Consider the following 21,123-nt stretch of genomic DNA (forward strand, 5'->3'; position numbering starts at 1 on the left):
GATATGAAAAACTATTTTTTTGATTTGTTGAAAAATCCTGATTTATCAATTAGTATTGTTTCTTCTTTTTTGGGTGGCATGTTCGCTCTTTTTATAGCCAAACTTGAATCTTTCAGTGCAGTAAAAGATTTTGAAAAAAAAATGAAAGCAGAAAAAGAAATTCAAAATAATAAAGTTATTTTGACTCATAAAATTGCGATGTATCAAAAATGCTTAGACTTGTCATCAGAATCAATAAATGAAGTTTTAAAGATACTATTGGTTTTGAATGAATATGAGTCGACAGAGACAATATCTAGTCTCATTTCTGTTCAGACTGGGATACAGAGAATATCTTCTTTTGCTACTACTGCTTTAGCGATGAATACTTCTTTTGTTTCCGATCATGAATTGAGGGAACAGATTGAAACAAGATTAAAAAATATAAATTTTAGTATAAATATTATTGAAAAGGCTTATCATAAGGCCGCTCCTCATGATTTGATTAATTCTCTACAAAATATTATTTATGAAATTCAATCAGTACATGATTCTTTTACAGAACAATATGTGGAACTATTAGTAACATTGGATAGTTAAAAATAAATAATGATTTTTAGTTTCTATATTTACAGAAATTGATCTAGTATAAAAAGAAATGGGGCGTTATTTCATGGAAGGAAATGTACGGTATTTAACTGAATATCTGCGTGGGGCAACCAAATTGATTATTCCAGTTTATCAGCGTAATTATGATTGGAAAAAAGAAAATTGTAAACGATTAATTGATGATTTGATAACTTTAGAATCAGAACAGAAGAGGACACACTTTTTTGGCAGTATAGTAGTTAAGCCTGGAGATCTATCTCAAGAAATTATTGTAATTGATGGCCAGCAGCGATTAACCACAACTTCATTGTTGCTCCTGGCTATGAAAAACTGGATGGAGAATAATCAATGTAATGGTGAGAGGATAAATCCAGGTAATCTTGAAACGACCTATTTGATAGATAGTTTTAGTCGTGATATTGATAAATACAAGCTTAAACCTAATCCAAGAGATTTGAATGCGTATAAAAAGCTATTTACAGAAGAGAAATATTTTGTCAAAAATTCTAATATTACTACGAACTATGAATACTTTTATACGGAATTGGAAAAGAACTCTTTCGATTTAGATATGTTGATGAATTCAATTGACAAATTACAAGTAATGGTTGTAAATCTTAATTCACCTGATGATGATCCTCAGTTGATCTTTGAAAGTTTAAATTCAACTGGTGTAGATTTGACTGACGCTGATAAAATAAGAAATTTTTTGTTGATGAATGAAAGGCAAGAGGAGCAACTCTTTTACTTTAACAATTACTGGGAACCTATAGAAGAACGTACCCATTTTCAGCTAAGTTCATTTTTTAGAGATTACCTTACTGTAAAGAATGGAAAATATCCGAATATTGCGAAAGTTTATGAGACATTTATTGATTTCTATAAACATAATTGTGATGATAAGAAGAAATTATTTGACGAACTTTCTGACTATTCTTTCGCCTATCAACAAATATTAGAGGCTTCTACTAAGGATAAACAGATTGATGAGATATTAAATCGTTTCAATGAATTACAGGTGACCGTTGTTCGACCATTTTTGTTGGCGATTTTATCTGACTTTAATGGAAAAAGGATTCAAAGTGATGAAGTAGTAGGTGTTCTAAATATTCTAGAAACATATATTGCTAGAAGGATGATCGCTAAGATTCCATCAAATTCTCTTAATAAGGTTATTGCTACTTTGTATAGAGATATAAAAAAAATTGATCATGATGAGAATGTATCAACACAGGATATATTGAGCTATATTTTACTTTCAAAAACGAATACAGCGAAATTACCTAACGATCAAGAGATTGCTAACAGTCTTCGAACCAATGATTTTTATAATATCAATTCGTCTTTCAGAACCTATCTTTTTGAGCGATTGGAGAATTTTGATCATATTGAAGCTTTAAAAATTTATCAAGGAGTTAAAGATCAAGATTATTCGATAGAACACATCATGCCACGGAAATTAAGTACCCAATGGATAAACGAGCTTGGTGACAATTACAAGCATGTCCATCAAAACTATATACATCAGTTAGGTAATTTAACTCTTACTGGCTATAATTCAAAGTATAGCAATAAATCCTTTAGAGAAAAACAGACGATGCAAAAAGGATTTAAAGATAGTCATTTTGTAAATTTGAATCGCATTCCTGCGAAAGCTGAAAGTTGGGGAGAAAATGAGATTAATCTTAGGACTGAAGAGCTTTTAAATGTCGCCCTTAAAGTTTGGCCGTATCCAGTAACTAAGTATGCTCCAATGTTACAGGAAAAGGAGATGATAACTTTTGACGGTGAACAGAAATTTACTAATTATCAAATTAGTGGATACAGCTTTATAACGGATGAGTATCAGGCAGTAACTAGTTGGAAAGATTTTTTTGTTGCTGTTATTAAACAACTAGGAGAAATAAATCTCAATCCAATGATTGAACTGTCTAAATTGGACATTCAAAACGGACTAGAAGGGATTTTTTCCAGTGAACCTAATGCGGTAAACAGTGAAGTAACAGAAGGCTTGTACGTCTATACTTCCTTGTCTAACTGGCGGAAAATGAATTATATTAAGCTACTATTGGACCTATATAAAATAGAGTATGATTCATTATCAATCGATGCAGTGTTGTATGAAACTAAACAAGAAAGTGTAGATAATTGATTGTATTCTATATTTAATTATTAGACAATTTTTAAACTATGATGAATTTCTTTTAAATTGGTGTCCCACATTCTTTTTATGGATAGTGGGATATTTATTTTAGAAATAGAGATAACATAGTATTTATTAATGGGTTTTGTAAGTATTTTTGTCAATTTAGAATAGAGGTTATTAATTGAACGTATTTAATCATGAAATTACAGGACTACAAATTATTGTAGGTATACTTATTTTGCTTATGCTATACAAAATGTTAATTTGCACTTTAGGGTTGATAGAGGAACAAACTAGTAAAATATCTCGGACATTTACTAATAGATTATTTATTATAGTTTGTTTATTTGTGATAGCAATACAAAGGCATTTTGAGTTTAAGTTTATTAGTTATCAAGTTGAGAATTTTGATCTAATAGGTATATATGGATTTATTATTGGACTTTTAAGTATGTATGGTATCTATATAGGTTTTTTGCAGTTCATAGTAGCTGATAGTGAGAAGGCAAAATATTTAGGCACAAATAAAATTAAGTACTTAGCAGACTCATCTATATGGTATAAACTTACTCAAACAAGAACATTCTTATTCGGGTTGTTTGCATTTATTATTTCTCCTATTCTGATTGTCAATACTCAGGGAAAAGTACAAGAGTATTCAATTTATGTTTGGCAAACAAGTATCATAATGTTGCTTTTAATTTATATCTTTTTAATAGGGATGAGTTTGGAAATCATTCAAATCATGTTTTTGATGAAGGATAATAAGGATAAGTTGCTTGAGGGACAAATCAGAAGTCAAATTTCAAATAAATACTATAATCTTTTTCAAAAAGCTTATGCTAAGGAGTTTTCACAAGACTACAATTATAAGTTTTTTAGAAATCTAAAGTATGATCTTTTAGAAATTGATACTAAATTAATAGATATTTTTCTGAATGAAGTATTCTCAAAGATAGAATGTGAACTAGAGTCGAGTGAAGGAGCTTTTAAAAGTGTTAAAAATGGAGAAAGAGAAAAATATTTATATAATAGTTATAAACGATTCGTTCACGAGAAATGGAAATTTCTTACTTCTAATAAATACAAAATAGGATGGCGTCAATTTAAAAAACTTTTAGAAAGTGATATAACTGTTTTTAAACGATTAGTTAATGAAACGCCTAAGTTAGTAGAAAAGAATGATAGGGTGCGTTTTGTTCTAAATGATCAAATTGATAATGTTCATAATTATTTATTTGATCAATTAATCGTAAGATCAATGATCGAACCAAATGAAATAGACGAATTGTATAAAAGCATTAAAGAGAGTACAAGAAAGCTGAAGTATTTATCAAAAAATAAACTCCAAAAATATTATGAAAGTGTGGAAAATCATAAATGGGAACGATTGATTGAGAATTATTTAAATTCTGACATAGAATTCGATCTACCAGTTTTTTTTGATCGTGATGATAAAGACTTTTATTCTAATGCAGTATTTAAAGTATTGATCGAAGATTATGGTGATTTAAGAAAATCCATTGATAGTGATGAAAAATTAAAAAAAATAATTGAATCAATGAATGCGGTCCATTTCGTGGCCTATTCTTTGTATCAATTATTTTATCCAAATGATCATGACTGGAAGGAAAATGCGGTATATTTCAAGAATAAACTTGAATCAAAATTTGATCGTTATGATGAAAATGAGAATGAGCAATTGTATCGCGCTGCTGCGAAAAAAATTGCGACCACACATATAAATCATAGAATTACTTTCGATATATTGATGACCATTTTTAAAGATAGGAAAAAACAAATTACCAACGTAGATTATTTTGATCAATTTCAATATAGTCGTATATCTTCAGTTATGGTTCTATTTGTGCAAGGTATTTTAGAACATGATAATGATTATTCTGATCGAATTCGTTTCGATAGGTCAAATGAAAATGAATCAAGAATAATCAAGAAACTTTGTTTGGATTATTTACAGATTGTTGATCGAGTACCAGAGATTATAGAATTTAAGGAATTATCTTTTACAATGAAGAAGCTACTCGAAGGAGTAATTTTTAAAAATTACTATTCGATTTGTAATTTTGGGATAGTAAGTTTACTTTATTATGAAAGTATCTTGAGGAATAATAATAGCGTCTTTGCGAAAGACGTCTTTTTGGAAGCGATTGGATATGATAGTGATCATGCAGCTAATCAATACCTTTATAATGAATCAATCTTTACCTTTTTCGCTATTAAGCTAATTGATAGAGAATATGATCAATATTTTAATGATGATCATTTTTTGGACACCTTCAGAGAAGCTGGGGTACATATACTCGATAATTTGGGAGTAACAATTGATGAGTATGTATATAATATTTATAGCGAACTTAAAAATGCACCTTACGCGAAAATGGGGAAAATTCGTTTAAAACAGGTAGCTAACAAGTTGGAATTAATTTTCTTTAAATAAATTATTGGTTTTTTTTGTAACTAGTTTATAATCTGACATTGACTTTCCCCAAAGAACCCGTATCATAGCTTATGAAAGTTTGCTGAGGCGGAGGATGGGGAGAGAGCTTGCTTAGAATTAAGAAGATTTTTAACAACAATGTGGTCTTGGTGATTGATACGAAGGGTCTGGAGCGGATCTTGATCGGCAGAGGGATCGCCTTTCGGAAACGGGTTGGCGAGACGGTTGAGAAGGATAAGATCGAGAAGACGTTCGTGGTGGATTCTCCGAATGTGGCGGATCGGTTTGTGCAATTGATCGAAGAAGTCCCGATCAATCGGCTGGAGATGGTGACGGTAATCGTCAAGGCTGCGGAAGCGGAGCTGGAGCGGACCTTTGACGGGAATACTTATATTGGGCTGGCGGATCACATTAATTATGCGGTGAATCGGTTTCGGAATGGGGAAACGATTCAAAATGCCTTGTTATTGGAGATCAAGAAGTTTTATCCGAAGGAATTTGCGGCGGGGATGAAGGCGTTAGAGCAGATCAGCTATTATGAGGGGATCGAGCTGAATGAGGATGAGGCGGGGTTCATTGCGCTTCACTTTATCAATGGCGGTTTGAACAATGATACGGCTCAGACGTTATTGACGACGGAGATGCTGCAGAAGGTGGTCTTGATCGTTGAGGATGGTTTAGGGATTGAGCTGGATACGGAATCGCTGAATTATGTTCGTTTCGTTACCCACTTGAAATTCTTTATTCAACGTGTCATAATAAATGAACCGAGACAGGAAGCGGTGCCGGAGATGTATGAACAGGTCGTTCAGTTTTATCCGAAGGCGACGGAGAGTGTCGGGATCATTAAGCATTATTTACAAGAGAAGCTGGCTTGTCGGATTTATCCGGAGGAGGAGATGTATTTGATTCTCCATGTCCAGCGGCTAATTAAATAAACGGGATTGTAACTGATTATGCAGGCAACACCCAAGCAAGGGATGAAGAGTCTCTTGTTTGAGTGTTGCCTTTTTTATATGTCAAAAAAGGGGGAAGCAACATGGATAAGTATCAAAGCTTGGTATCATTTATTTTGGAAAAAGTCGGGGGAAAGGAGAATGTGTTAAGCGTCACGCATTGTATGACGCGACTGCGTTTTACCTTGAAGGATGATTCGTTGGTTCAGCGTGAGGAAGTGGTGAAATCACCGGATGTCATGAGTGCGCAATTTGCTAGCGGACGGTTTCAGGTAGTTGTCGGGACAAATGTGGCGGATATATTTCAAGTGGTTCAGGAACAACTGAATGGGAAAACAGTTGCGGCGGAAGAAGAGAAAAAAGGGTTAGTCAGTACGTTAGTTGACACAATTACCAAAGTGATCACGCCAGTCTTAGGAATTTTAACCGCTTCTGGTTTGCTGCAGGGGATCTTGGCTTTATTGACGGCGACGAATGTTTTGTCGATCGACGATGGCGCGTATATTATTTTACACGCGATGGGACAGGCGGTCTTTTACTTTTTACCTGTCACATTAGGCTACACGAGTGCGAAGGCCTTCAAGATGAATCCGTTTGTGGGGATGATGCTTGGAGCAACACTGCTGATTCCAGAGCTGATGACAGGACTTACGAGCGGCGATGCGCTGTATACGTTGTTCAAGGGGACGCTGTTCAAAACGCCGGTCTTTAACACCTTCTTTGGGATTCCGATTTTGTTTCCGGCGAACGGCTATCAATACACCGTCATTCCCATCATCTTTATTGTCTATGTTGGTTCAAAGGTCGAAAAATGGCTGAAAAAGGTCGTGCCGGCAGTGATTGCCCACAACGTGAATTCGTTCTTAACAATCTTGATCACGGTTCCTTTAGCGATCTTGGTGGTTGGTCCGGTGACGAATGTTCTTAGCTCATTAATCAGTGCCGGCGTATCAGGTTTATACGCCATTTCTCCTGTCGTGACTTCGTTAGTCGTAGCGTTGCTTTATCAACCTTTGGTTATTTTTGGGTTGCATTGGCCGATTTCCGCGATCGGGATTACAAATTTGGCGCAATCAGGTGTGGATTACATTTTCCCAATGTCCTTTACTGCCAATTTTGCGCAAACGGCTGTTGTATTAGCGGTCTTTTTACGGACGCGCTCGAAGGATCAAAAGGCCTTGGCGATTCCAGCCATGGTATCGGGCTTGTTCTGTATTATTGAACCAGCGATCTACGGCTTTAGCTTACCTGTGAAGAAACGTTTTGCCTTCTCAATGCTTGGCGGTGCGGTGGGGTCATTGATCTTGGCGTTGACCTCGACAAAAATGTACGCGATGTCCTTTGGGATTCTAGGTTTTGCAGCCTTTATCGATCCGAAAAGCGGCAGTATGAATGGCGTCATCATTGCGGTTATTGCGTCGATCGCGACTGCGGCAGTGCCGTTTATATTAACCTATATGACATTTAAAAAAGAAGAGGATGTCGTCGATCCTGAAGAAAAAAGCCTCGTGAAAGCTGAAGTATTAGTTTCACCCTTAACAGGAGAAATCAAGCCGATCGAACAGGCGACGGATGCTAGCTTTGCCTCAAAAGCATTAGGCAGTGGCTTTGTGATTGTCCCAGAAAAGGGCGAGGTGGTTTCACCGGTCACTGGTACAGTGGAAACTGTTTTCCCAAGTGGTCATGCTATTGGAATCATTAGTGACACGGGGATCGAAGTGTTGATCCATATCGGGATTGATACGGTGGAATTAGAAGGTCAAGGCTTTCATCCATTGGTGGAAAAAGGCCAATCTGTCGTTCAAGGCGAGAAAATTTTAGAAGTAGATTTGGAAAAAGTTTCCGAAGCAGGTTATTCAATTGAATCCTTCGTGACGGTCACGAATTCCGACCAATTTCTAGATGTGCTTAGTCAACAGGAGGGTCATGTGAAGCTCAACGACAAGGTCATGACCGTCATTCCTTTCAACAATCAAGCAGAAACAATCAACTTAGCGGAGGTAAATTAAGTGAGAGAAAAGATTTGGGGCGTGCTCGCCGCCGGTGCATTAGGTGATGCGATGGGGATGCCGACAGAATGCTGGTCACAGGAAAAAATCCGTCAGAATTTTCCCAATGGAGTAACCGAATTAATCGCATCCAACGAAAACGATGTCTTTGGACGCAAATTAGCTTCTGGAGCGATCACCGATGATACGCTGAACGTGCTGATGATCCTATCCATGATCAAGAAAAACCACGGGCAGATTCGGGTGGCGGACTATGTCGCAGAGCTGCGGGAATGGAACGACAATTCAGGCGTCTCCGCCTTTGTTTCCGGTCCATCAACCTTAAAGGCTCTGGATAAAATCGCTCAAGGCGTGCCGATCGAAGAGACGGGAGTCACGGGAACAACCAATGGAGCATCCATGAAAATTGCTCCGATCGGACTAATCAGTGACTACCATGATTTACCGACACTGGTAAAAAATGTCGCGGAAATCTGCCTGCCAACCCACAACACCAAAATCGCCATCGCCGGCGCAAGTGCGGTAGCAGCTGCGATCAGCTACACTGTTCGCGGGGGACAATCTATCGAAGAAATCTGGTCAGTGGCCTTTGACGCCATCAATGCCGCCAAAGAGTATGGACACGATTTTCCAGCAGCTTCCCTGACCTTCCGTATGAATCAGGCCCGCAAGATCCTGCGTCAGGAAGCCGATGAAGCTGTCATCCTAAAACGACTATACGAAGAAATCGGGACCGGCATGGAAACCATCGAAACCATTCCAAGCGCCTTTGTGATTGTCGAGTTAGCCAAAGGTGATCCATTAAAAGCCGCACAACTAAGCGCTTCTCTAGGATGGGATACCGACACGATTGGTGCTATTAGCGCTGCAATTTGTGGCGGGATGAATCCTGAGCTGCCAAAGGAAATGGTCCAGCAGATCGAAGAAGTTAATCAGTTGGATTTTGAGGAGCTGACTGAGGAAGTCGCTCCGTTTGTGAAGTAGGGATCATTTCGTTTTACCCAGTTCAACTCAGGTGGAGTTGTACCTTGAATTTATAAATATAAGACAGCAACCGAAATTCCACAAAGGAAACTTCGGTTGCTGTTTTTTTGTATTTAATAAATCTAAGAGTACTACTTTTTAAACGTAACCTTAAATGTAGAAATCAATCCCTTATCACGCGCGATAGAGTACTCGATTGGATTATCTGAACTGTCAAAGGTGACTGTTTCTACTAGTTGTAGTGCGTCGTTTTTCCTTATGTTTAAAATCTTTGCATCTTCACTGGAACAATTGATCGCAGTAAATTTTTTTTCAGCATGAGAAATGTCAATGTGATAGGTTTCTCGCAAAATATCAAATAAGGAAATCTTAGAAAAATCAAACTTATCTAAATTTGATGCGATAGCAGTAGGAACATAGGTAGTGACAATTTCTGAAGGTTGGTTTTCTACGAACCGTAACCGTTCTAAATGATAAAAATGAGTATATTTATCTTTGAAAATGCGGCGGACAATTTCGTCACTCTCTACGATCTCGATCGATAATACTTCTGTACTTGTAGAGAATTGCTTCTTTTGAGCTACATCATTAAAGCTGCGTAACTCTGAGACATCCCATGAAAAGACCTCTCTTTTTTTAACAAAGGTTCCTTTACCGCGTCTTCTTTCAAGAAGTCCATCATTTACCAGCTGCTCGACAGCTTGGCGAATAGTTGTACGACTTACATTATATTGATCTATTAGAGCGATTTCTGAAGGTAGTGCTTCTCCCTCTATATAGATTTCTTCTTTAATTTTCTTTTCAATATCCTCTTTTACCTGGAAATATAAGGGAAGAGGACTATTCTTATCTATTGCTTCCATATCGATATCCTTTCTTCATACCATTACATTAATCATGACGTCATTACCACTTAAGATAATAACAAAATTTGTTGTTAAAGGCAAAAGTATTAAAAATAATTTAAAAGAAAGCGTTGACAAACGAAACTATTTCTCTATAATACACAGTATAACGATGTAGTGACGTAATGATGTCTCTACAAGCGATGAGGAGGAAAATTATGAGTGGAAACTGGCTTGATCTGTCGCAAAAGGTAATTGTAGTTACAGGGGGAAGTATGGGCATTGGTGAGAATATTGTTCGTAATTTACTAGATAACGGAGCAAAGGTAGTCATTGCTGATCTCGTTGAGAACGAGGAACAGACAGAAAATGATCGTGTTTTATTTGTTCCCTGTGATATTACGAAAAAGACAGATGCAGAGAAATGCATCGAGATGGCAGTAGAGAAATTTGGACGTGTTGATGGGCTAGTCAATAATGCTGGAGCCAATCGTCCGAATCTTTTGGTGGATTATTATCATCAGAATTCTGAACGTGAGATGAGTGAAGAGGAATTAGACATTATGTATCAGGTCAACCAAAAGGGGTTGTTTTTAATTTCTCAGGCGGCCGCGCGTGAAATGGTGAAACAAAAAAGTGGGGTAATCGTCAATATTTCTTCGGAGGCTGGGATGGAGGGCTCTAAAGGACAAAGCGGATATTCTGCAACTAAAGGAGCGGTGAATTCCTTCACTCTTTCTTGGGCTAAGGAATTGGGACAATTCAATATTCGGGTCATTGGCGTAGCACCGGGTATCAACGAGCCGACTCCGATGGGGAATCAAAAGCACATGGAGAAGCTGGCGTATACACGGGGGACTCAATCAGGTGAGATCAAAGGAGATTATACCAAGATCATTCCTTTAGGTCGGATCGGAAGGCTTCAAGAGGTAGCCGATTTAGTTAGTTATCTGCAATCGGATCACTCATCATATATCACAGGAACGATCATCAATGTTACTGGAGGAAAGTCACGAGGATAGAAGGGGATGGAGATGAAAACAGCGATTATTTTAATGACACACGGCAGCTTTGGAAAGGAGCTGATTGCTTCAGGAGCACTAATTTTAGGAGAGTTGAAGGATGTCTTTTCGATTTCGTTGGAGGCTGAAAGAGAGCCGATGGAGTTAATGACAGAATTGAAAACGTTTTTAGAAAAAGACTTTGATCAGTATCTCATTCTCGCTGATTTGTTTGGCGGCACGCCTTGTAATGTAGCGGCACGTTTTTCTTTAGAAGAGAATGTGATCGTCTTATCTGGTGTGAATCTGCCGATGCTGGTCGAAGCAGAGATGGCACGGATGCAGGGGAATTATGATGGGTTAACAGAGAAGCTAATGACGAGCGCGACGGAAGGAATCAAGGATGTTAAAAAAATCATGCAGGAAAGGAAGGGAGAAAAATGATGGAGGGAATTCGATTAGTACGGATTGATTTTCGATTGATCCATGGTCAGGTCATTACCAAGTGGAGCAAGCTGACCGATGTGAAATCGATCATAGTAGTCAATGATGAATTAGCGGCTGATGAGTTTATGGCGGACATCTATGTGATCGCAGCTCCACCGGGGATGCAGGTGGATGTGATCTCGAAGGAACAGTTCGTTCAAGGAGCGAAGAATGGGGAATTTGATTCTGGCAAGATCCTTGTTTTGTTCAAAAACATTGAGGACGCCCGTGAAGTAGTCGAGAAGGGAGTGGCATTTAAGCAGGTGCAGGTTGGCGGTTTAGGCAGCGGCAATGGCAGAACATCGGTTGTCAAAGGAATCTCAGTTGATAAAGCAGACATCGCCAATTTAGCTTTTGTTCAAGACCAAGGTGCTGAAGTCACGTTCCAGGTCACACCAGAGGAACCAAAATTGAGTTTAGAAAAAGCAAGTAAGAAAGTGGGTTGAAAATATGTTAGGGGTTAGTATTTTTACAGGTATTTATTATTGGATTATGAAAACGGATGTTGGATACGGCATCACACACGCAATAAGGCAACCATTGTTTTCTGCACTTTTTATTGGCGCTATCATGGGGGATTTGAAGCAGGCGATCATTATTGGGGCGGCCGTCCAGATTCTCTATATCGGTTTGGTTGCTGCGGGGTCAAACCTGCCGGCAGATGATTGTTTGGCGGGCTTGATCGCAATTCCGATAGCCCTGCATTCAGGCTTATCAACGGAACTGGCGATTGCGATTGCTGTACCTGTTGGGGTAATGGGCGTTTTTATTGATCAGTTGCGAAAGACGTTAAATGTTACCTTCGTCCACATGGCAGACCGTTACGCAGAAGAAGCAAATACCAGACAAATCATGCTTTGTAACAATGTGTATCCAACGATTCTGAACTTTATTCTGCGTTTTCCGATTCCGTTTCTAGCGAATTATTACGGAGCTGATGCGGTGAACAGCTTTATGGAAAGTGTTCCTGAATGGTTGACTCACGGCTTTTCTGTCGCAGGTGGTTTGTTGCCGGCCTTAGGGTTCGCGTTGACCATGTTTGTTATTGGGAAAAAGGAATTGCTGCCTTGGTTCTTCATTGGCTATTTCTTGATCCAGTTCAGTGGCATTCCAGTGTTGGGAGCAGCGATCTTCGGGTTATGTGCGATCTTATTGATTAATATGTATCAAAAAGCGAGTGTGGAGGGGTAAAAAAAATGGAAGAAAAAGTAATTACTGAAAAAGATGTCAGGAATGCTTGGCTGCGCTATTACATGTTTTGTGAAGTGGGAATTTCTTATGAACGTCTGCAGGCACTTAGTTTTTGCTACTCATTGATTCCGATCTTTAAAAAAATCTATCCAGATAAGGAGGATATGAAGGCTGCGTTGCAACGTCACTTGGTTTTTTACAATACAGAGGCCGTATTTGGCTCGCCGATCAATGGGATTGTTATTGCGCTAGAGGAACAAAAAGCTAAGGGTGAACCGATCGAAGACGATGCGATTACCGGGTTGAAAACCGGACTAATGGGACCGTTAGCCGGAGTAGGTGATTCGATTGACTGGGCGACCTTGAAACCGATCATTTTTGCTTTGGGTGCGAGTTTGTCTGCTAGTGGGAATGCCATTGGTGCTTTTGTTCTACTTCTGCTGCCAATCATTCAAATCGCGATCGGTACACAACTATCTGTCTATGGCTACAAGATGGGACGAGCGTCAATTCGAGAAATTTTGAGTTCAGGTCGAATCAAGGAATTGATCAATGGTGCTAGTACTTTGGGTCTGTTTATGATGGGGGCTCTTTCCTCGAATTATGTTGCGTTAAGTTCTCCGTTGAAATTTACGTTTGGGAAGGGCAATGATCCTTTTGTCGTGCAAAACATTATTGATAGTATTGTTCCTGGTTTATTGCCGCTGCTGGCTGTATTAGGCATCTACTGGTGGTTGAATAAGAAAAACCAAAACATGGTGGCGATTATGCTGATTATCTTGGCAATCTCATTAATCGGAGCGATCACCGGCATACTTTAATAAAGAGGGGTAAGCAACTATGAAGGCAGTACATTTTGGTGCAGGTAGTATTGGTAGAGGCTTTATTGCTGATTTGCTGCATGACTCTGGCTATGACATTACATTGGTGGATGTCAACGCGCAGCTGAATCAGCAAATCAATCAGAATCATTCGTATCATCTATATGTGATCGAAGAAGATTATCAGGAAAAAACGATCGACCGAGTGAAGGCACTGTCTCCTGTGGAAGAGAGAGCTGAGGTGATCCAAGAAATCGTCTTGGCGGATATTCTTACGACTGCTGTTTGGGCGGATAACCTGCCCAAGGTAGCTCCGACGATTTCGGAAGGCTTGTATCGACGTTTTTTACAATCAAAAAAGAAGATCAATGTTCTGGCCTGTGAAAATGCCATGTTCAACAGTGAGATCTTGAGGACTGAGATTTTGAAGCTGGGTCAGCTGACCGAAGAGCAGCTAGAGCAGATCGCCGCTTTTCCCAATACCGCAGTGGATCGGATGGTCCTGGAGGATGAGCGGAATGGCGAAAAGGTGATCAATATCGGTGTGGACTTTGAACTAGTGATTGAACGGAATAAATTGGTCGATCCAACAAGCTCACCAATTAAAGGTGCGGAATATACGAATAATTTAGTGAAATACATCGAGCGTAAACTTTATATTATTAATTGCGGTCATGCATGTTCGGGATATCTTGGTGCGATCAAGGGCTATGACGTGATGTCGGATATCTTCGCTGACGAACAATTAGTAGAGACGACACGAGAGGTTATGGGAGAATCCGCCAACCTGTTAGCCAAGAAATATGGCTTCACGACAGAAGATTTGAATGGGTATATTGATTTTGCTATTCGACGCTTCCAAACGCCAGGTGTAGTTGATACGGTTTCTCGGGTCTGCCGCTCACCGATTCGTAAGCTGGAGCCGAATGAACGATTAGTCGGACCTGCAAATCAATGCGAAGAGAATCAGTTGAAAAATGATCGTTTGCTAGAAGGCATCGCGGCAGTGTTCCTTTTTGATAATCCTGAGGATCAGCAGTCGAGAGAGTTGCTGGCTTACGTAGAGGAGCATGGGGTTTCCGAGGCGATCACTCATTATACTGAATTGCCACCTGAAGGTTCGATGCATCAAAAAATCGTCCAAAAATATCAACAGCTGCAAAAGCAAAAGGGAGAGAGCTGATGAAACAGTCGTTTACGAATGAAGCCGGGTTGACTGTAGTAATAAAGGTCATCGAGACGATCAAGTCCAATCGGGAGTATCTGAGTGAAGTGGACAGTGTCGGTGGTGACGGGGATCACGGCATCAATATGAACAAGGGCTTCACCATGGCAGAAAAGGAAATCGAGGGTCAAGCTCAGGTCAACATGAGCGAGGGCTTCAAAATTATCAGTGGTGTGTTAGTCAATAAAATCGGCGGCTCAATGGGCCCTTTATACGGCAGCTTTTTTCGTGGATTAAGTGTGGCTTCGAAAAAAGAAGTAGAGATCAATAAAGAGGTGTTTGGTGCGATGTTGGAGAAAGCCTATCAAAATATTGCCATGCTGACAGAGGCGAAGATCGGCGATAAGACCTTGATGGATGTGCTGATACCAGCAGTAGAGACCTATCAGGCGCAGGCGGCAGCGGGCAGCTTCGCGGATTGCTTGGAGGAAATGCTGAAGGCTTCCGAAGCTGGACTGGAATCAACGAAGCAGATGGCGGCCAAAGTTGGTCGGGCAAGTCGGATCGGTGATCGTTCTCGAGGACATCAGGATGCTGGAGCGACCTCGTGCTATTTGATGCTGAAGGCATTAGCAGAAGGAATCAAGGAGTTACTTTAAGGAGGAGATTTTGTGCAGCGTTTTGTAAATGATCCGGATTTTGTCGTTGAGGACATGCTAAAGGGCTTTGTTTTAGCAAATTCTGAAGTTGAATTAGCGAAGGCTAATGATCATGTCGTGGTAAAGAAGGAAAAACAATCCGGAAAGGTCGGCGTAATTACCGGTGGAGGTAGCGGTCATGAGCCAGCCTTCCTCGGCTATGTAGGTGAAGGAATGCTGGACGCGGTAGCGATTGGCGAGGTATTTGCTTCTCCTCCTGCTCAAGCCTTTTATGATGCAATGCTTGAAGCAGATACAGGTGCAGGTGTTGCCTGCTTATTCGGTAATTATGCTGGAGATAACATGAATGTAAAAATGGCGATCCAAATGGCAGAGGATGATGACGTCGAAGTCAAGTGTGTGGTTGCGACGGATGATGTGGCGTCTTCGCCAAAAGAAACGAAGGAAAAACGTCACGGCATCGCCGGCGGCTATTTCATGTGGAAGGTCGGCGGTGCCAAGGCAGCAACTGGTGCTACGTTAGATGAGGTGATCGCGGTCGCTCAAAAGGTCGTCGATCGTACCCGCAGTATTTGTGTCGGCTTGGTGCCGTGCATGATCCCTGCTGTCGGTAAACCAAATTTTGAGATTGAAGCAGGAACGATGGAGTTTGGGATCGGTCACCATGGCGAAACCGGAATTCGAAAAGAAGAGCTAAAAAATGCAGATGCTATTGCAGAAGAAATGGTAAGCACGCTATTAGAGGATTTCGCCTTTGAGGATGGACGTGAGCTTTCCGTCATGTTATCTGGATTAGGCAGCACGATGCTGATGGAGCAATACATCCTGATCGGAAAAGTCTTGGAGATTTTGAAGGAAAAGGGCCACGACATTCATAGGGTCTATGTCGGAAACTTTGTGACATCGCTGGATATGTCTGGTGCTTCATTAACGTTGATCGACTTAGATGAAGAGATCAAGGAATTGATGGATGTAGCAGGAAGTCCTGTGGGAATGAAAAATTACTAAAGATTACAGTTGAGGAGCGTAAAAAATGAAATTACAGTTAGCATTGGACGAACACAAATTAGAGGACGCACTAGTATTTGCAGAGAAGGTTGTTGATTATGTAGACATCATCGAGATCGGTACCCCTTTTGTCATTGATTCGGGCATGGAGGCAGTACGTCGTTTCAAAGAAAAATTTCCAGAAAAAGAAATTTTATCGGACGAAAAAATCATGGACGGCGGTTATTATGAGTCACAATTAGGCTTTGAAGCGGGAGCAGAATATGTGACGGCATTAGGTGTTAGTGACTTGGTGACGATCAAGGGCTGTATCAAGGCAGCGGATGATTTCAAGAAGCAAACCGTAGTAGATATGATCTGTGTGGAGGATATGCCAAAACGCATTGAGGAATTAGAAGAGATCGGAGCGCATGTTTTGGCTGTTCATACCGGTGCAGACGTGCAGGTGCTGGGACGCACACCATTAGATGATTTGAAGGTGATGACCCAGCACGCGAAAAAGGCAAAAATCGCCGTCGCAGGAGGAATCAATAGCCAAACGATCCAAAAATATGTGGAATTAGACCCAGATATCATTATTGTCGGAACGGGAATCACGCGGGCGGAAAATCCAGTCGAGGAAGCGCGTTTGATCAAAGAAGCGATTAATGAACATATGAAGGCAGGGAAATAAGATGGTTGAATGTGAAAATTTGCTGGCGATCATTGAAGAGCTGGCTCAGGATGCAAAACAAGTTGACAACGATCAATTAGCGAAAATCGAAGAGCTGATCCTACAGGCGAAGCGGGTGTTTATTGTTGGTGCTGGCCGTTCCGGCTTTGCTGCTCGGGCTTTTTCAAATCGCCTGATGCATTTAGGCTTTGATTCAAATTTTGTGGGAGAACCTACGACGCCTTCGATTAGAAAGGGAGATCTGTTGATCATCGGTTCTGGATCTGGAAAAACAGAAAGCTTAGTCACGATGGCGAAGAAAGCCAAAAGTGAAGGCGCACTGCTGGCGACGGTCACGATCCATCCTGAAAATACGATCGGTTCGATGGCGGATGCTCACATTCGAATTCCAGGAATTTCTTCTCGCGATGAAGCGGTAGAAAAAGCGCCATCAGTTCAACCAAATGGATCTTCTTTTGAACAGTTATCCTGGTTGGTCTATGACAGCATGATCGTGGATTTGAAAAAAGCGACGAAGCAGGAACAGGAAGATATGGATTACCGTCACGCAAATATGGAATAGATATCTTAAAACAGTGATCGGTTTATAAAGCTCGGTCACTGTTTTTCACTTGATCAATAAATATTTACGAAAGGAGATGGCACTTAAAAGTAGTGCTAAAACAATTATGAAAAAAATTATTAATGCTCCTGAGAACTATGTTACAGAGATGCTGGAGGGGATCTACACTGCGCATGCAGATATGGTCACCTATGTCAGCGACGATCTACACTGCTACGTATCTAAAGTCAAAAAAGCAGGGAAGGTCGGCCTTGCTACGGGAGGTGGTTCGGGACATTTGCCATTATTTTTAGGCTATGTCGGCGAAGGGATGCTGGATGGCTGTACGATCGGCGACGTTTTCCAATCTCCTAGTCCTGAGCAAATGTACAATGTGACCAAAGAAATCGACTCGGGATCGGGCGTCTTATACATTTATGGGAATTATAATGGAGATATTTTTAATTTCGATATGGCCGCAGAAATGGCGGACTTTGAGGATGGGATCGAAGTGAAGAGTGTGGTGGCTGGAGATGATGTCGCAACAGAAAAATCGGCTTCTCCAGATGAAAAAAATAAGCGTCGAGGTGTCGCGGGAATCTTTTTTGTGTACAAATGTGCTGGAGCAGCGGCAGAGGCGATGTTAAGTCTTGATGAGGTAAAGCGTGTGGCTGATAAAGCTGCTGCCAACGTTCGTACGATGGGTGTTGCGCTTACTCCGTGTATCGTTCCACGTGTTGGAAAAGCCGGTTTTACGATTGGAGAAAACGACATGGAGATCGGCATGGGAATCCATGGAGAAACCGGATTTCGTCGTGGTCCATTAGCATCTGCGGATGAAATCGTTGATGAATTGTTGGAGAAGATCTTAACTGATATTCCTTATGTACAAAATGATGAGGTAGCGGTTTTGGTCAATGGATTAGGTGCAACTCCGTTGGATGAACAATATATCGTTGTTCGCAGAATAAATGAAAAACTGAAAGAGATCGGAATTGTTGCTTATAAATATTATGTTGGTGAGTTTGCTACGTCTCTAGAAATGGCTGGTTTTTCCATTTCGTTACTGAAATTGGATGATGAATTGAAGAATTTCATTGACACACCGGTAAATACCCCATTCTTTAAGCAAGTCTGAAAGTAGGTGAAAGAAATGGATCAGTTGTTTATAATTGATTATCTAAAAGAATTATCGAGTATCATGGTGGAAAAGAAAGACTATCTGATTGAACTTGATAGCGTGGTGGGAGATGGAGATCTCGGTTTAACAATGAGCGATGGTTTTAAAGCAGCTTATGAAGCTATCAGAACATCTAAAGAAAAAGATTTAGGTAGGTTACTTTTCACTGCTGGAAAAGCGATGTCTTCTGCTGTACCTTCTACGATGGGAACCCTGATGGCTTCTGGATTTATACAGGCTGGAAAAGCTTTTAAAGGTAAGGTAACTATGGATACTAGAGAGATAGCTACTTTGCTGCGAGCTTACGCGGAGGGAGTCATGAATCGAGGAAAAGCGCAAGCAGGAGAAAAAACCTTCATTGATGGTCTGTTACCAGCAATTGATAATATGGATGAAGCATTTACCAGTGGGGTGGATGCTCGTACTGCCATTAATAATGGATTTAATGGAGCTGCGAAGGGTTACGACAGTACAGCAGGTATGCTGGCTGTACACGGAAGAGCAGCAACTCGCGGAGAAGCGTCAAGGTCATTGAAAGATCCTGGAGCAGCCGTGGCTGTTTTGATGATGAAAGCTCTGGAGAAGAGTGTAGAGAAATTTTTATAATGAGAAATAGCTAACGACTCAATCTAAGTTAAAAATGTTTTATTGGTAAATTAGGAAATATTGAAGCGTAAGATTCTCGTTCAGGAGGCTTACGCTTCCTTGGATGAATCAATCTCGATTCAAAATCCTGTTGTGAAAAAATTTTTTTACTAGAAAAGGCGTACTTGTATATAGGAAATGTTTTATAGCTATAAAGAATGATTTTTTATATGCTGATTTTGATCGTCCAAATGAAAACTTGATCCGAAATTATAATGACTATAGGCAGCGTAAAGACTGGTTAATGCCTGAAAAAGATTCTATGTTAGTGAATTAAGAGGAAAGAAGGCAACGTGAGTAAATTTGAAGTGAAGTTCATTTTTTTATTTACATTGGGAAAATTTGAAGCAAACTTCATATTTTCGAGTTTTTCGTCAAAATTTGCACTAAACTTCAAATTTCCGTCATCAAAACAAGAGCCGCAAGCGACTTAAATCGTTTGCGGCTCTTGTTTATTTTGGTTATAGCTGTGCATTACACGTTCGCCTCATACTTCAACAAATACTCATGTTCTTCTTTAATCAGCTGTTTGATTTCGGTGGAATCTTCAGCGCAAATATTCGGAATTTCCAGTGCGCTGGCTCCGCAATGGGTTTTATTCTCTCCGTCTGGATAAATATAGCTATAGATATGTGTCTCAGGTTCACCGGCGCAATAGTCGCAGGCGTTTTCGATACAGCCGGGGGTTTTACTGGGATATTTTTCAATGTTGGCACGAATGACCTCAGCGAACTTTTGCGAGTAGCCGTTACAAGCTGAAAAACGAAGGGCGAAAAAGGGTGAAGGCTCTTTTTTCTTTCGGATGCCCATTTTGGCGATCTGCTTATTGTGCAGGCTATGCTTGAATGAGATATGCGACCGTTCTTTTTTGGGGTTATAGCCGAGTTCAGATAGGTAAAGAACAATCTCGCGGTACACAGATTTGTCCTCATTATCTAGCGTGAGTAAAAATGAATCGATCAGCTCTTTTTGCTTCTTGGTTTTCATCCATCAACCCTCCATTAGTAGGTATTTTCCTTTTTTCAACGAGTTTAGTATAGCATGAGGAAAGAAATGGAACACTGCAAATAATCAATTATTCATTTGTAATTAGTGCGTCTGTCACTCGATATGTGTTCCTTTTGACAAATAATAATTATTAATAATTAACGATGTGTTTTTAAGTTAAATTTGGTATAATTTAAGAATGTAATGAAAACTAGCGTTATTTGTAAACGTCCAATCTCTTAAATTAAAGATAAAATAATCGTTTTTAAGAGAAGTGAATTTATTTATTGCTATACAAATGATTCATTAAAAGCTTCAAGTTGATGAAGGTCATTCGGATTAAGACTGCCTTTCTTCAGAAAACAATTGGGTTACTGGGTGGAGTGAGTAGGCTTTTTATTTGTCTATTATTTCTTTATTCGTGCAAAAATAGATTATCAAAGCCGACAGGTTGCATTAATTTTACTATTGCAAGGAAATAGTGTTCACATGAAACAGTTTATGGATAATCTGGAACTAGAACGAATCAGTAGACAACGTAAGTCTTTTCATCCTAAAAGCGTAGAAAATCGGTTCTATTCAAAATACAAAGGAAATGATGATCGATTCATCTACCAGTCATTACATGCTGCAAATAGGAGAGTTTATTTTGAAATTTTTAGAAATTAGTGGATTGGCTATTGTCGTAGTAGCGTTAGGGTTGTGGGTTTTTTATTATACTCGCTGGGTAGCTTTCCGTAAGAAACAGAAAAAGCAGGAAAAGAAAAAATAATGGCACCA

At 39.8% G+C, this 21,123-nt stretch carries 21 protein-coding genes; 19 read left to right on the forward strand and 2 right to left on the reverse strand.

The window, feature by feature from the left end; all coding sequences use genetic code 11:
• Positions 1–3: 3 nt before the first annotated feature.
• From IGI44_RS20075 to IGI44_RS20100, 6 genes are all read left to right on the forward strand, one after another.
• Entirely contained in the window at positions 4–579 is a 576-nt protein-coding gene (locus IGI44_RS20075) for a hypothetical protein (RefSeq protein ID WP_438789701.1), read from the forward strand.
• Positions 580–652: 73 nt separating this feature from the next.
• Positions 653–2,740: a DUF262 domain-containing protein gene (locus tag IGI44_RS20080; protein WP_438789702.1), complete on the forward strand. Its 2,088-nt coding sequence runs from the start codon at positions 653–655 to the stop codon at positions 2,738–2,740.
• A gap of 175 nt (positions 2,741–2,915) precedes the next feature.
• Positions 2,916–5,192, forward strand: coding sequence for a hypothetical protein (locus IGI44_RS20085; protein ID WP_438789703.1), 2,277 nt, complete (start codon positions 2,916–2,918; stop codon positions 5,190–5,192).
• Between the two features lie 107 nt (positions 5,193–5,299).
• Positions 5,300–6,130: a BglG family transcription antiterminator LicT gene (gene licT / locus IGI44_RS20090; protein WP_154059561.1), complete on the forward strand. Its 831-nt coding sequence runs from the start codon at positions 5,300–5,302 to the stop codon at positions 6,128–6,130.
• Between the two features lie 101 nt (positions 6,131–6,231).
• The gene (locus IGI44_RS20095) at positions 6,232–8,157 is read left to right on the forward strand and encodes a beta-glucoside-specific PTS transporter subunit IIABC (protein WP_438789704.1); all 1,926 of its coding nucleotides are present in this window, start codon (positions 6,232–6,234) and stop codon (positions 8,155–8,157) included.
• Complete coding sequence (locus IGI44_RS20100; RefSeq protein WP_438789705.1) at positions 8,158–9,141, forward strand: ADP-ribosylglycohydrolase family protein; 984 nt, start codon at positions 8,158–8,160, stop codon at positions 9,139–9,141. It begins immediately after the preceding gene.
• Positions 9,142–9,272: 131 nt separating this feature from the next.
• On the opposite strand, the gene IGI44_RS20105 is transcribed toward IGI44_RS20100, so the two are convergent.
• A complete protein-coding gene (locus tag IGI44_RS20105) occupies positions 9,273–10,004 on the reverse strand; it encodes a GntR family transcriptional regulator (protein WP_311872237.1) in 732 nt (243 codons plus the stop codon).
• A 200-nt stretch (positions 10,005–10,204) separates the two neighbouring features.
• Here IGI44_RS20105 and IGI44_RS20110 point away from each other — a divergent pair, with 200 nt between their 5' ends.
• The 12 genes from IGI44_RS20110 (at position 10,205) to IGI44_RS20165 (ending at position 19,317) form a co-directional block, all read left to right on the forward strand.
• On the forward strand, positions 10,205–11,008 hold the full coding sequence (locus tag IGI44_RS20110; protein ID WP_438789706.1) for an SDR family oxidoreductase: 804 nt from the start codon (positions 10,205–10,207) through the stop codon (positions 11,006–11,008).
• A gap of 12 nt (positions 11,009–11,020) precedes the next feature.
• On the forward strand, positions 11,021–11,431 hold the full coding sequence (locus IGI44_RS20115; RefSeq protein ID WP_438789707.1) for a PTS sugar transporter subunit IIA: 411 nt from the start codon (positions 11,021–11,023) through the stop codon (positions 11,429–11,431).
• Positions 11,428–11,919, forward strand: a complete 492-nt coding sequence (locus IGI44_RS20120; protein WP_311872233.1) for a PTS system mannose/fructose/N-acetylgalactosamine-transporter subunit IIB — start codon at positions 11,428–11,430, stop codon at positions 11,917–11,919. The genes IGI44_RS20115 and IGI44_RS20120 overlap by 4 nt, the downstream gene beginning before the upstream one ends.
• A 4-nt stretch (positions 11,920–11,923) precedes the next feature.
• Positions 11,924–12,664, forward strand: coding sequence for a PTS mannose/fructose/sorbose/N-acetylgalactosamine transporter subunit IIC (locus IGI44_RS20125; protein WP_311872232.1), 741 nt, complete (start codon positions 11,924–11,926; stop codon positions 12,662–12,664).
• A gap of 5 nt (positions 12,665–12,669) precedes the next feature.
• Positions 12,670–13,485 carry a PTS system mannose/fructose/sorbose family transporter subunit IID gene (locus IGI44_RS20130; protein ID WP_311872230.1) on the forward strand — a complete coding sequence of 272 codons (816 nt, stop codon included), beginning with the start codon at positions 12,670–12,672 and terminating at the stop codon, positions 13,483–13,485.
• A 19-nt stretch (positions 13,486–13,504) separates the two neighbouring features.
• On the forward strand, positions 13,505–14,668 hold the full coding sequence (locus tag IGI44_RS20135) for a mannitol-1-phosphate 5-dehydrogenase (protein WP_438789708.1): 1,164 nt from the start codon (positions 13,505–13,507) through the stop codon (positions 14,666–14,668).
• Positions 14,668–15,309 carry a dihydroxyacetone kinase subunit DhaL gene (dhaL, locus tag IGI44_RS20140; protein WP_438789709.1) on the forward strand — a complete coding sequence of 214 codons (642 nt, stop codon included), beginning with the start codon at positions 14,668–14,670 and terminating at the stop codon, positions 15,307–15,309. Before IGI44_RS20135 ends, dhaL begins: the two co-directional genes overlap by 1 nt.
• Positions 15,310–15,321: 12 nt before the next feature.
• On the forward strand, positions 15,322–16,317 hold the full coding sequence (locus IGI44_RS20145) for a dihydroxyacetone kinase subunit DhaK (RefSeq protein WP_438789710.1): 996 nt from the start codon (positions 15,322–15,324) through the stop codon (positions 16,315–16,317).
• A 25-nt stretch (positions 16,318–16,342) separates the two neighbouring features.
• Positions 16,343–16,990: a 3-hexulose-6-phosphate synthase gene (hxlA, locus tag IGI44_RS20150; RefSeq protein ID WP_311872226.1), complete on the forward strand. Its 648-nt coding sequence runs from the start codon at positions 16,343–16,345 to the stop codon at positions 16,988–16,990.
• Position 16,991: 1 nt separating this feature from the next.
• A complete protein-coding gene (gene hxlB / locus IGI44_RS20155) occupies positions 16,992–17,552 on the forward strand; it encodes a 6-phospho-3-hexuloisomerase (RefSeq protein ID WP_438789711.1) in 561 nt (186 codons plus the stop codon).
• Between the two features lie 106 nt (positions 17,553–17,658).
• Positions 17,659–18,669, forward strand: coding sequence for a dihydroxyacetone kinase subunit DhaK (locus IGI44_RS20160; RefSeq protein ID WP_438789712.1), 1,011 nt, complete (start codon positions 17,659–17,661; stop codon positions 18,667–18,669).
• Between the two features lie 15 nt (positions 18,670–18,684).
• Positions 18,685–19,317, forward strand: a complete 633-nt coding sequence (locus IGI44_RS20165) for a dihydroxyacetone kinase family protein (protein WP_438789713.1) — start codon at positions 18,685–18,687, stop codon at positions 19,315–19,317.
• Positions 19,318–19,830: 513 nt separating this feature from the next.
• Here IGI44_RS20165 and IGI44_RS20170 read toward each other — a convergent pair.
• Positions 19,831–20,343 carry a hypothetical protein gene (locus tag IGI44_RS20170; protein ID WP_438789714.1) on the reverse strand — a complete coding sequence of 171 codons (513 nt, stop codon included), beginning with the start codon at positions 20,341–20,343 and terminating at the stop codon, positions 19,831–19,833.
• A gap of 649 nt (positions 20,344–20,992) precedes the next feature.
• On the opposite strand from IGI44_RS20170, the gene IGI44_RS20175 reads away from it, so the two are divergent.
• Positions 20,993–21,115 (forward strand): hypothetical protein, encoded by a 123-nt coding sequence (locus IGI44_RS20175; RefSeq protein ID WP_438789715.1) that lies wholly within the window; start codon positions 20,993–20,995, stop codon positions 21,113–21,115.
• Positions 21,116–21,123: the final 8 nt, after the last annotated feature.

Origin of the sequence: Enterococcus sp. DIV0756, assembly GCF_051710745.1 — a bacterium.
GTDB lineage: Bacteria > Bacillota > Bacilli > Lactobacillales > Enterococcaceae > Enterococcus_A.

Bases quoted from the DNA above. Each gene is read 5' to 3' on its own strand.
- IGI44_RS20170 (WP_438789714.1), bottom strand. From the start codon at position 20,343: ATGAAAACCAAGAAGCAAAAAGAGCTGATCGATTCATTTTTACTCACG.
- hxlB (WP_438789711.1), top strand. From the start codon at position 16,992: ATGGTTGAATGTGAAAATTTGCTGGCGATCATTGAAGAGCTGGCTCAG.
- IGI44_RS20160 (WP_438789712.1), top strand. From the start codon at position 17,659: ATGAAAAAAATTATTAATGCTCCTGAGAACTATGTTACAGAGATGCTG.
- IGI44_RS20095 (WP_438789704.1), top strand. From the start codon at position 6,232: ATGGATAAGTATCAAAGCTTGGTATCATTTATTTTGGAAAAAGTCGGG.
- IGI44_RS20130 (WP_311872230.1), top strand. From the start codon at position 12,670: ATGGAAGAAAAAGTAATTACTGAAAAAGATGTCAGGAATGCTTGGCTG.
- IGI44_RS20125 (WP_311872232.1), top strand. From the start codon at position 11,924: ATGTTAGGGGTTAGTATTTTTACAGGTATTTATTATTGGATTATGAAA.
- IGI44_RS20110 (WP_438789706.1), top strand. From the start codon at position 10,205: ATGAGTGGAAACTGGCTTGATCTGTCGCAAAAGGTAATTGTAGTTACA.
- IGI44_RS20115 (WP_438789707.1), top strand. From the start codon at position 11,021: ATGAAAACAGCGATTATTTTAATGACACACGGCAGCTTTGGAAAGGAG.
- dhaL (WP_438789709.1), top strand. From the start codon at position 14,668: ATGAAACAGTCGTTTACGAATGAAGCCGGGTTGACTGTAGTAATAAAG.
- IGI44_RS20075 (WP_438789701.1), top strand. From the start codon at position 4: ATGAAAAACTATTTTTTTGATTTGTTGAAAAATCCTGATTTATCAATT.
- IGI44_RS20165 (WP_438789713.1), top strand. From the start codon at position 18,685: ATGGATCAGTTGTTTATAATTGATTATCTAAAAGAATTATCGAGTATC.
- hxlA (WP_311872226.1), top strand. From the start codon at position 16,343: ATGAAATTACAGTTAGCATTGGACGAACACAAATTAGAGGACGCACTA.
- IGI44_RS20105 (WP_311872237.1), bottom strand. From the start codon at position 10,004: ATGGAAGCAATAGATAAGAATAGTCCTCTTCCCTTATATTTCCAGGTA.
- IGI44_RS20120 (WP_311872233.1), top strand. From the start codon at position 11,428: ATGATGGAGGGAATTCGATTAGTACGGATTGATTTTCGATTGATCCAT.
- IGI44_RS20080 (WP_438789702.1), top strand. From the start codon at position 653: ATGGAAGGAAATGTACGGTATTTAACTGAATATCTGCGTGGGGCAACC.
- IGI44_RS20135 (WP_438789708.1), top strand. From the start codon at position 13,505: ATGAAGGCAGTACATTTTGGTGCAGGTAGTATTGGTAGAGGCTTTATT.